11 protein-coding genes and 1 pseudogene are annotated in these 10,816 nt (G+C 59.5%); 7 read left to right on the top strand and 5 right to left on the bottom strand.

The features are described 5' to 3' along the window. Window positions 1-92, bottom strand: a pseudogene (locus B3F77_RS21145) (IS6 family transposase); the annotation flags it as partial. Between the two features lie 170 nt (window positions 93-262). Between B3F77_RS21145 and B3F77_RS17845 the strand changes: the two are divergent. The 6 genes from B3F77_RS17845 to B3F77_RS17820 all read left to right on the top strand — a co-directional run bounded on the left by B3F77_RS17845 (window position 263) and on the right by B3F77_RS17820 (window position 4,544). After that, entirely contained in the window at window positions 263-934 is a 672-nt protein-coding gene (locus B3F77_RS17845; protein ID WP_293606256.1) for an ArsR/SmtB family transcription factor, read from the top strand. Window positions 935-978: 44 nt separating this feature from the next. After that, the gene (locus B3F77_RS17840; RefSeq protein ID WP_293606255.1) at window positions 979-1,329 is read left to right on the top strand and encodes a DsrE/DsrF/TusD sulfur relay family protein; all 351 of its coding nucleotides are present in this window, start codon (window positions 979-981) and stop codon (window positions 1,327-1,329) included. A 92-nt stretch (window positions 1,330-1,421) separates the two neighbouring features. Further along, window positions 1,422-1,553: a hypothetical protein gene (locus tag B3F77_RS17835; RefSeq protein WP_293606254.1), complete on the top strand. Its 132-nt coding sequence runs from the start codon at window positions 1,422-1,424 to the stop codon at window positions 1,551-1,553. Window positions 1,554-1,582: 29 nt separating this feature from the next. Next, a complete protein-coding gene (locus B3F77_RS17830; protein ID WP_293606253.1) occupies window positions 1,583-2,764 on the top strand; it encodes an MFS transporter in 1,182 nt (393 codons plus the stop codon). Continuing rightward, entirely contained in the window at window positions 2,761-3,903 is a 1,143-nt protein-coding gene (locus tag B3F77_RS17825) for a cysteine desulfurase family protein (RefSeq protein WP_293606252.1), read from the top strand. Before B3F77_RS17830 ends, B3F77_RS17825 begins: the two co-directional genes overlap by 4 nt. Beyond that, on the top strand, window positions 3,900-4,544 hold the full coding sequence (locus B3F77_RS17820; RefSeq protein ID WP_293606251.1) for a class I SAM-dependent methyltransferase: 645 nt from the start codon (window positions 3,900-3,902) through the stop codon (window positions 4,542-4,544). The genes B3F77_RS17825 and B3F77_RS17820 overlap by 4 nt, the downstream gene beginning before the upstream one ends. Before the next feature lie 199 nt (window positions 4,545-4,743). Here B3F77_RS17820 and B3F77_RS17815 read toward each other — a convergent pair whose 3' ends face one another. Both B3F77_RS17815 and B3F77_RS17810 read right to left on the bottom strand, forming a co-directional pair. Then, window positions 4,744-5,802, bottom strand: a complete 1,059-nt coding sequence (locus B3F77_RS17815) for a DMT family transporter (protein WP_293606250.1) — start codon at window positions 5,800-5,802, stop codon at window positions 4,744-4,746. Between the two features lie 97 nt (window positions 5,803-5,899). Then, window positions 5,900-8,158, bottom strand: a complete 2,259-nt coding sequence (locus tag B3F77_RS17810) for a heavy metal translocating P-type ATPase (RefSeq protein ID WP_293606249.1) — start codon at window positions 8,156-8,158, stop codon at window positions 5,900-5,902. 126 nt (window positions 8,159-8,284) lie between these two features. Between B3F77_RS17810 and cadR the strand changes: the two genes are divergently transcribed. Then, on the top strand, window positions 8,285-8,767 hold the full coding sequence (cadR, locus tag B3F77_RS17805) for a Cd(II)/Pb(II)-responsive transcriptional regulator (RefSeq protein WP_293606248.1): 483 nt from the start codon (window positions 8,285-8,287) through the stop codon (window positions 8,765-8,767). Between the two features lie 182 nt (window positions 8,768-8,949). Here cadR and B3F77_RS17800 read toward each other — a convergent pair whose 3' ends face one another. Both B3F77_RS17800 and B3F77_RS17795 read right to left on the bottom strand, forming a co-directional pair. Beyond that, window positions 8,950-10,125 carry a putative sulfate/molybdate transporter gene (locus B3F77_RS17800; protein WP_293606247.1) on the bottom strand — a complete coding sequence of 392 codons (1,176 nt, stop codon included), beginning with the start codon at window positions 10,123-10,125 and terminating at the stop codon, window positions 8,950-8,952. A gap of 3 nt (window positions 10,126-10,128) precedes the next feature. Then, entirely contained in the window at window positions 10,129-10,773 is a 645-nt protein-coding gene (locus tag B3F77_RS17795; protein ID WP_293606246.1) for a Crp/Fnr family transcriptional regulator, read from the bottom strand. Window positions 10,774-10,816: the final 43 nt, after the last annotated feature.

Raw genomic sequence — 10,816 nt, 5'->3', positions numbered from 1 at the left:
AGATGGCGATAGCTCAACGGATAAGCCGCGTACCAACGGATGCACACCAGAATGACGTCGATTGGGAAACGCATCCCTTTGGTAGCCAGCATCTCGTTTCAAGCCTTTTCAGTCAAAGCGCTCAGCATAGTCGAGTGGCCGGCTTGACTGTCAACGCGACAGAGCCAAATAGAACGCTCTCGCCAGTTATTGCACTGAAAACGAGGGGCCCCGGATAAGGATATTTATTGACACACATTCGTCTAATCGTTAGAGTTTATGAATGAATGAGAGATCACTTAAAGACCTTCTTTACGAACAAGTCGCCCGCATCGGCAAGGCCGTCTCCAGTCCGAAGCGGCTGGAGTTGATGGAGTTGCTTGCGCAGGGCGATAAAACGGTGGAGGTTCTGGCTGGCGAGCTATCGATCGACATCAAACTGGCCAGCGCCCATCTCAAGGCGCTGCGCGAGGCCCGTCTGGTGGAGAGCCGGCGCGATGGCAAGTACATGGTCTATCGCCTCATCGGCGAGGATGTGGCACACCTGTTGGTCACGTTACGCTTGGTGGCCGAAGAACATCTGGTCGAATTGCAGATGGCCCTGCAACGCATGGCGGCTGCTCCCGACAAGCTGGTACAGGTTGGATGGTCGGACTTGCTGGAACAGGCGCGGCGCGGCGAGGTGATAGTGATCGACGTCCGGCCGCAGGAGGAGTACGAAGTGGCGCACCTGCCGTATGCACGTTCCATGCCCCTGCCAGAAATTGAACGTCGATTGGCCGAGTTGCCGATCGGTCACGACATCGTCGCCTACTGTCGCGGGCCGTTTTGCATGCTGTCCGATGAGGCCCTGAAGCTGCTCTCCGGCAAGGGCTACCGGGTGCGCAAGATTCTCGACGGCGTTGCCGAATGGCAGGCCGCTGGCATGCCGGTTGAGCGGCCGGCCGAGTCCTGATCGAAGCAAAGTTCAACCCACAGATTCAACCCGGAGGATATGTCATGACTTCCACACTTTTCATTCTCAACGATGCCCCGTACGGCAATGAGCGCGCCTATAACGGTTTGCGGCTTGCCAGTGCTTTGGCCGGCAAGGAAGGGCAGCAGGTGCGTCTGTTCCTGCTGGCCGACGCCGTCGGCTGCGGCAAGGCTGGCCAGAAGGTGCCGCAGGGCTACTACAGCATCCAACTCATGCTCGGCAAGGTGGCCCGGCAAGGTGAGGTTGGTCTATGCGGGACCTGCATGGATGCGCGAGGCCTGACAGATGCCGAGTTGATCGACGGGCCCAAGCGTTCGACGCTCGCACAGCTCGCTGACTGGACGGCCGAAGCCGACAAGGTGCTCGTGTTTTAAGAAACAAGTCGAAGAAATTACTTTTCAAGCAACTCGCTACCAGGGAAGCCTCGCTGTCCTATTTTATTGGATGCGCAGGTTACGCCAAAGCGGTGGCGGTCGATGTCCTGGCTGGTGACGAGGAATGGTTTGTCGAGGAAGCGCGTAAAGCCGGGGTGACCCATCCAAGAATCAACCCGGCCCTCGATGCAGCCGCCAAGGCATCCAGTCCGATGAAATACTAAATCGCTATCCGCATACCGAAGGCCAACCGATGTTTACCGGACGACGCAATGTATTGCTGCTTGCATTCAGCCAGGCCATGATGCTTTCGGTCGTCGTCATGTCGGTGTCGCTCGGAGCCATTCTCGGGGCCGTCCTCGCACCAGACAAGGGCCTCGCAACGCTGCCGATTGCCATGATGGTGATCGGCACCGCGCTCGCATCATTACCCGCTGCTATTCTGATGCGGCACCACGGACGACGCGCCGGGTTCCTGACCGGGGCGTCCCTTGGTGTGACCGGCAGCCTTTTGTGCGCGCTTGCTTTGGCGAAAAGCTCATTCGTGCTTTTTGCCATCGGACATCTGCTGCTGGGCAGCTACCAAGGCTTCGCCAACTACTATCGTTTTGCCGCCGTCGAAGCTACTGACCCCAAGCACGCAAGCAGGGCGATCTCGTGGGTTGTCGCGGGCGGCGTGCTGGCCGCGTTCGCGGGACCTCAACTCGGCCAGTGGGGACGGGGCTGGGCGGTCAGTGGTCCCTTTGTTGGCTCCTATCTCACCCAGGCGGCACTCAGCCTGATCGCGCTTGCCCTGATCTCGCAGGTTCGATTGAAGCCGGTCGCTGTTGCCCAGGGGGGCGAGGCGCGGCCCCTACGGCAGCTCTTGGCGCTGCCGGCGCTGCAGGCGTCCATCCTGGGCTCAGCCATCGGCTACGCCGTGATGGTCATGGTCATGACGGCCACCCCGCTGGCGATGCTGGGCAGTGGCCTGACCGGCTCGGAGGGGACGCCGGTGATCCAGTGGCACGTTGTTGGCATGTTCGCGCCGTCCTTCTTCACCGGTTCATTGGTCCAGCGCTACGGGGCGCCGCGCGTCATGGGAGCCGGTTTCGCTCTGCTACTGGGTCACGTCACGATAGCCCTCTCCGGGATTGAGTTCCTTCACTTCCTTTCCGCGCTGATCCTGCTGGGCGTGGGATGGAACTTCGTCTTCATCGGCGGCACGGCACTGCTCACGCAGACCTATCTCCCCGCCGAGCAGTTAAAGGTGCAGGCGGTCAACGAATTTGCCGTCTTTGGCCTGGTCGCCCTGGCCACACTGTCGGCCGGATGGTTGTACGACCGCTTCGGCTGGATTACCCTGAACCTTTCGGTCGTCCCGCTGCTTGCTGTGGCATTGTTGTCCACAGCGGCCATCGGGCGGCGACTGCGCCTGCTGGAGGAATCCGTATGAATGCACCCATCTACCTCGACTACAACGCCACAACGCCGGTCGCGCCGGAAGTGGCCGATGCCATGCTGCCGTTTCTGCGTGAGCATTTCGGCAACCCCTCGTCATCGCACCCTTTCGGACGATTTGCCGCGCAGGCTGTCGCCGAAGCACGAAACCAGGTTGCCGCGCTGATCGGTGCGCGGGGCGATGAGATTGTGTTCACCGGCTGCGCCACAGAGGCCAACAACCTGGCCCTGCTCGGCATCGCGCGAGCCCTCGGTGACACGAAGCGTCATCTCGTCGTCAGTGCCATTGAGCATCCGGCGGTGATGGCCCCGGCGAAGCATCTTCAGGAAGAAGGCTGGAGCCTCACCGTGGTGCCTGTCGACGGTTTCGGCCGTGTCTCGCCGCCAGACATTGTGCAAGCCCTGCGGCCCGATACAGCGCTGGTGTCGGTGATGCACGCCAATAACGAAATCGGTACCATCCAGCCGATCCAGGAGATTTCGCACATCACGCGTGAACGCGGCGTCCTGCTGCACACCGACGCGGCCCAATCGGCAGGCAAGATTCCCGTCAACGTCGACACATTGGGCGTTGACCTGCTCACGCTGGCTGGGCATAAGTTCTACGCGACCAAGGGTGTGGGGGCGCTGTATATCCGTCAGAACACCCTCGTGCGTAACATCAGTTTCGGCGCGGACCATGAGCACGGTTTGCGACCGGGCACCGAGAACGTCCCGGCCATTGTCGGTTTTGGGGTCGCGGCACGGCTTGCGCGGGAACGACTGCCTCAGGCAACCCGCCATCTGCTTGAACTGCGTGATCAACTCCATGACCTGTTGATCGAGGCGATACCGGGTCTCATCCTCAATGGCCACCCCGATCAGCGTCTTCCCAATACGCTCCATGTATCGTTTCCGGGGACAAGCGGACGCAGGCTGCTGGACCAAGTTAGTCAGATCGTCGCTGCGTCGCTCGGTTCGGCTTGCCATTCGGAACACGACGCTGTCAGTGGCGTATTGGCCGCGATAGGCGTCGATTCTGTGCGGGCGGCCGGGGCCGTGCGGCTGTCTGTAGGCACCATGACGACGCCCGACGAAGTGAGCCGCGCTGCCAATGGCTTGATCGAGGCCTGGCGGACGGTGGCCAGTCTGTGACACCGGAAGAATACGACGCGTGGTACGACAGCCCGCGCGGACGCTGGATCGGCGACGTTGAATTCGCGCTTCTATATCGCCACCTCGAAACGGCTCCTGGCAAAAGCCTACTCGACGTGGGTTGCGGTACCGGGTGGTTCACCCGTCGCCTTGCTGCCGCAGGCCTTGACGTGACCGGCCTGGACATCGATGCCGACGCACTCGATTTTGCCCGCCAGCGGTCGGATCGCGATATATCCTACGTGGAAGGAGACGCTTGTCGCCTGCCTTTCCCCGACCAATCCTTCGATCAAGTCATTTCGATCACAGCGTTGTGCTTCGTAGACGACTGGCCTCGCGCGATTGCAGAGATCGTGCGAGTCACGCGGCGTCGATTCGTGCTTGGATTGCTCAACCGGCACAGCCTGCTGTGGCTCGACAAGGGTCGAAGTGGCGGCAAGGGCGCTTACCAGGGAGCTCATTGGCACACCCGGAGAGAACTTTATGAGGTCATTAAGAAACTGCCGGTCGAACACGTTCATTTCAGCACCGCGATTTTCCTTCCGTCAGGGACGGACTTCGCGCAGGTCGTGGAGAGTGCCCTTCCGAATAGCCTCCCCTGGGGTGCGTGCCTGGTCGTCAGTGGTGATGTCTCAAAATGACAACCTTGTAGTCCCCTCTCTGAGCAAACCAATTCCGCTACGCCTCCCCATCTGCCGGGAAGCCATAGCGGATCAGGTGTTCCAGCGCCAGTCCGGCTGGCCTCGGTCCATTCCTTCGACGGCCGCGATCTCGGTGATCGTGCGGTACTTGCCGTCCTCCAGCATTGATGCTGACTACTCCTAATAACGCTGCGAACAGCTAATGAACGTGACGGTGGTGGGCGTCTGGGAAATGAGCGTGGACATGCTCCGTCGGCTCATGCCGATGCCAATGACTGTGCTTGATGCCTGGCGCCAGAACCAAGCCAGGCTGATCAGGGTGGCCATGCTGATGGTGTTCATCATGCGCATGTTCGTGCTCATGCTCCATCGCCTCGTGCTTATGGCCATGCTCATGCCGTTCCGTCAGGTGAAGCCATACGCCCAAGCCCATCAATATGCCCGCAGCAACGAGCCGGAAGGTAATCGACTCTCCACCGATCAGGGCCAGCGCCGCTCCAAAAAATGGAGCCACCGAAAAATACGCACCCGTCCGGGCTGTCCCCAAGTGACGAAGCCCCACGACGAACAAGGCCAGGCTCACGCCATAGGCCAGAAAACCAACGATCATGGAGCCAGCCAAAATTGGCAACGTCGGCAGATGGTCCCCAAGGGCGGCAGCCAACGCCAGATTCACACTCCCCGCCACGAGCCCTTTGACCGAGGCGATCCACGTCGCGTCGGAAAGCGACACCTTGCGCGTGAGGTTGTTGTCTATGCCCCAGGCAAAGCATGCCCCCAGGATGGCCAAAGCGGGCCAAAGGCCCGCGAAGCTCACTTCGCTAGGCCAGCTTAGCAAGACCGCGCCCAGGGCGATTGCGGCCATACCCAAGGCAATGCGCCGATCGAAGTTCTCGCGAAAGGCGACCCATGCCAGGACCGCAGTGAAGACGCCCTCTGCATTGAGCAAGAGGGACGCGCCTGACGCTGGCATTCCCGTTAGCCCCACCATGAGCAGCACGGGGCCGATCACGCCACCCGCCAGCGTGGCGCCCGCGAGCCAACCCATTTCAGAGCGCGACATCTTCACCGAGGCCGCGCCGCTTGCCAGGCGATAGAGTGACAGTCCGATTCCAGAACCCAGATAGAACAGCCCGGCCAGCATCCAAGGCCCAACGCCCTCAAGCAACAGCTTCGCCAGAGGCGTTCCCGCCCCAAACAAAAGCGCAGCACCCAACGCCGAGGCGACCCCCGCATTTAAAGCTTTTCCATCAAACACCAGTTGCCTCCCGCATTTGTCTTGCCCCAACTTAACAAAACCATCTTCGTTGATCCACGCCTGAACATGGTGTCGGCATCGTCCATTTCGCCGCTGATCAGGGATTCGAGCGCAGAACTCCCAACCCGTTGAATACCACCAACAGGCTCGCGCCCATGTCCGCAAAGACCGCCATCCACATCGTCGCGCCATTGAACAAGGCCAGCCCCAGAAAAACCGCCTTGATGCCCAGCGCGAGAGCGATGTTTTGCCAAAGCACCGCTTGCGTCCGGCGCGACAGCCGAATCGCCTCGGGAATCCGGCGCAGGTCGTCATTCATGATCACCACGTCGGCGGCTTCCATCGCCGTATTCGTCCCCGCGCCTCCCATGGCGAATCCAATGTCGGCGCGCGCGAGCGCAGGAGCGTCGTTGATGCCGTCGCCCACCATCGCCGCGTAGCCATGCCGCTTTTGCAGCTCCTCGATCGCGGCCAGCTTGTCTTCGGGCAGCAGATTGCCGCGCGCGTCGTCTATCCCCGCCTGTTTGGCGATGGCCTTCGCAGTGGCGATATTGTCTCCGGTCAACATGACCGAGACCACGCCCAACGCATGCAGTTCAGCCAAGGCTTCGCGCGAGCTTTCCTTGATGGTGTCTGCCACGGCGAAGATGGCGAGAACCTGGATGCTGGATGCCAGCATCGTGACTGTGCGCCCCTGCGCCTCATGTTCGGCCAATCGCTCCTCGATTTTCGGACTGCAAAGGCCGCGCTCCTCGATTAAGCGGTGGTTTCCCAAAACCAATGAAAGCCCGTCAGTCCGCGCCTCAATGCCACGACCCGGCAGGGCAGTGAAGCCTTCAAGCTGGCCGTTTCCACTCTGGCCAAGGCCTTGGGCGATGGCTTTGGAAACCGGATGGTCCGAGTGTCCCGCGAGGTCGGCGGCCCAGCGAAGAACCTGAGACTCTGAATACTCGGAGTCGCGCAACTCAGTGGACACCAGCTTCGGCTTGCCTTCGGTGATGGTTCCGGTCTTGTCCAACGCGATGACTTTGATCTTTCGCGCGCCTTCGAGATGGACGCCGCCCTTGATCAAAATGCCGCGCCTGGCCGCCGCCGCCAACCCGCTCACGACCGTGACCGGCGTCGAGATGACCAACGCGCAGGGGCAGGCGATCACCAACAGGACCAAGGCCTTGTAGATCGCCTGCATCCACGTCCAGTCCATCAGCCACGGAGCCAAGACGCAAACTGCCAAGGCCAGGGCAAAGACGGCGGGTGTGTAAATCGAGGCGAAACGGTCCACGAACTGCTGGGTTGGAGCCCGCGATCCCTGGGCTTGCTCGACGGCATGGATGATGCGGGCGAGAAGAGTCCCCTTTGCGGCCGTCGACACGCGGGCTTCGAACGTCCCCGTGGCGTTGATCGTTCCGGCAAAGACAAGGTCTCCGACCCCCTTATCCACCGGAATGCTTTCGCCGGTCACCGGAGATTGATCAATCGACGTGGCCCCCGACACGATCACCCCATCCAAAGGAACGCGCGCGCCAGGCTTGACCCGCACGATGGCGCCGACCGGCACAACGTTGACGGGGCTTTGCGCCCAGGAGCCATCGGGCTGGCGAGCCTCCGCAATTTCGGGAGCCAGGTCCAGCAGACTTTTGATCGCGTTGCGCGCCCGATCCACCGACCTGGCCTCAATGAGCTCCGCGATGGCGTAGAGGGCCATCACCATGGCCGCCTCGGGCCACTGCCCAATCAGGAACGCTCCGCTCACGGCGACCGTCATCAGCGCGTTGATATTCAATCGGCCATTGCGCAGCGCGGCCAAGCCCTTCACATACGTCGAAAATCCCGCCAGACCTATGGCAGCAGCCGCAAGCGCCATACCCAAGCCGCTGAACATCAACGTCTGTGGAGCGGAAAACGACACTAATTCCGCCCCGGCGGCTAGCAGCAAGGCCAGCGCATATCGCGGAAGGCCCGATGGCAGCAACGGTTTGCCATGGCCATGGGCGTGATGATGTCCGTGGTGATCATGATCGTCATGCGCGCCACCATCACCTTCCGAAATCGGCACAGGCTTGAATCCGGCCTTGCGGATGGCTTCGAGCGCAAGCGGCATCGAATCAGAAGGCGCATCGATAGCCAGCGTCCTGGCCGCAAGTTGAAAGTTCAAGCTGCGAAGCCCAGGAATGGCCACCATGGCATGGCGAATCTCGCCTTCCTCCGCCGCGCAGTCCATCGTCGAAATGCGAAACACAGGGACGCCTTGGGGCACAACCGCAGGGGCGGGCGGGCTGCTCGCCTCGGGGACGCACGCGCTGCCACATCCGCATTGGTGGCTCTTGTCGTGCTCTTCGGTTACAGGCTGGCTCATGGCGCTTCCTTGCTATTGGGTTTTTAAGTCGTTACAGTATTAAAAACCCTGTAGCTGCTACAGAGTCAAGCCTCGAAGCGCGATTTGTTTCCAGGCCGCTATCAACCTCAAAGGAAGAGCATCACCATGAAGATCGGCGAACTTGCCACGCTCACGAACACGCAAATCGAAACCATCCGCTATTACGAGCGCGAGGGTTTGCTTGCCGAGCCAGGACGCAGCGAGGGGAACTACCGCATTTATGGCGACGCCCATGCGGAGCGACTGTCCTTCATTCGACATTGCCGAGGGCTCGACATGACGCTCGACGAGATTCGGGTCTTGTTGCGATTCAAGGACGCGCCAACAGAGAATTGCCGTGAGGTCAACGAGTTGCTCGATGAACACATCGGACACGTCGCTGAGCGTATTCGCGAGCTACGGCAACTTGAAAAGCAACTCAAAGGGCTTCGGGAGACCTGCCTTGGCGGACAAGACGCCCAGCATTGCGGCATCCTCAACGAACTGACGGAGATTGCCCGAAGCCCAGCCGCGTCGCAAAGCCGCGAGGGCCATGTCCATGGCGCCCATGCGGGAAGCGGCGCTCGCAAGGCAAAATCGAAACATTAGCCGGGCATAGTGACCGTCACGATCTGGGTCTTGTCGCCAACTGGTGAATTGCAGAGATTCAACCTGGCGGTTAGCGGTCTTTCATTGACGCTGGAATTGAAACGATTGATAAAAACGGGGTTTCATCGGCATTCGTGTCCGGTTAACCAGTATCTGCAAACCGATTCGATTCGCTGCCGGCCCTAGAGCTTTAGCCATCCCCGACAATTGAGTTGGTGGAGAGCGACTCCCACCACAAAGCCTGCGGCCACGTTCCAAATGCAAAGCGCTGCACACACCAAGGTGATAACACGCTCACCGCGTCCCGACGGCATTTGACTGCTATTTGCTGCCAATTGAATTCCGGTCAAAAACAGGATGACACCGAGCACGGCGCTTGGAAATAGTTGAAACAGCACACCCACAGAGTTACTGAAGAACAAGGCAAGTACCAGCAAGACAACGCCCAAGATGACCACCGAACCTCCGGTCTTGGCCCCAAATGCCACATGGCCAGCCATCCCACCAGCGCCGTGACACATCGGAACCCCACCGACTGCGCCACTGAAGATGTTCATGATGCCGGTAGAGACGGCGACACCATTCTCTGACACGGGGGAATTAGGGAAAAGCCGGTTGTTTTCATCCTTGATGGCGATGATCGCGTTGCCGAGCGTCAGCGGGATTTGCGGCAGCGCGAGTAACACCGTCCCCACGAAAAACTGGTTCCACGTGATGTCTGTTGCCGCAAGACTGGGTAACTTGAAGGTCATCGAGGTATCGACAATGCGGGCCAGCAATTCGGGATGCTGGATACCGCCCACGACTGCGCCGAAAGCGAGAAGCACAAACATCGCCGGGAATTTCCGGTTACCCATCAGCAGCACCGTTGCGGTTGCGCCAACGATTGCTACCAGCCAATCGGCTTGCATCATCTTGATTCCCTGCAGCATGAACCCTAAGCCCAGCCCCAGCACAATGCCGATGACAACGGTTGCAGGAATGAGCCTCGCAATGCGAGCCAACAGACCTGTCAGACCCAACAGAAGCCAAACCAATCCTGTGACCATCGCCGCGATGAATATGGCTCCTGGAGTGACGACAGCAGTCTGCATGGCCTGAATCGATGCGACGGCCCCAATGGCTTTCATAGGCTGAACAGGAAAAGGAGTCTTGTAGTAAATTCCGCTCACCAACATTGACATTCCGAAGGCAAACAGGACGCCCAGGGGATCAAGGTGAATCACCCCAATGTAGGCCACAACAAATGGAATCAGGGTTCCGAGGTCGCCAAACGCCCCGGCCCATTCCATGCGGTCGTAACGATTAACTTGCCGCTGCGCGACAGCCTTTTCGATCAGATTGGATTCATTTTTCATGGGCTACTGTTTGGGTGCATGAGGCACCTCTGGTGGCTCCGAAAGCAAAATGATGTTCTTTTCGTCCCTTTTTAAAGCGCCTTTTTTCTCAAGGTCAGATACGCAGCGATACAAGGCTTCGTGCGTTACGCCGAGTTCTCCCGCCAAGGACTTCAATCCTGTTCCGATTGGAAATTTTCCCTGCTGCCCTTCGGTTTCAAGCAGGTGAATCAGCCGATCTTGTACCTTATTGAGCGAAAGCCGCTCGCATTGGAGTCTTAGTCGTTTGACCTCCTTGCTCAACATGCCGATCCAGCGGATTGCAAACGCAGGATCGCTGTCCATGGCAGCACGGAATTCCCGAATGGGCACCTGAGTGATGTCCGAGGGGGCAATGACCTTGGCATCACAGTGATAGCGTGCAGATTGAAGACTCGCCTCTCCTACGAAGCCGTGCCTGGTACGCTGAAGAACAACTGAGCCGCCTTGTGCGCCAGCACGCTCCAAGACGACTTCGCCGGTCCCGATAAAGAACATGTGGGCGGGCTTGTCACCTGTCGCAAACAAGCGCTCACCCCTTTCATGCACTGAGGTCGTGCAGAAGGTGCGCAAACCAGCAGGGAGCAGCTCTGTCAACTCTTTGTGAATTTGAGTAAATTTTGAGTTCATATGATATTAATCATAATACTTTGAATCCTGGTTCATCAATACT

The sequence above is a fragment of the Polaromonas sp. UBA4122 genome (assembly GCA_002381615.1).
Lineage (GTDB): Bacteria > Pseudomonadota > Gammaproteobacteria > Burkholderiales > Burkholderiaceae_C > Polaromonas.
The sequence above is the reverse complement of the archived record's forward strand: the minus strand, read 5'-3'. Positions and strand labels throughout refer to the sequence as shown.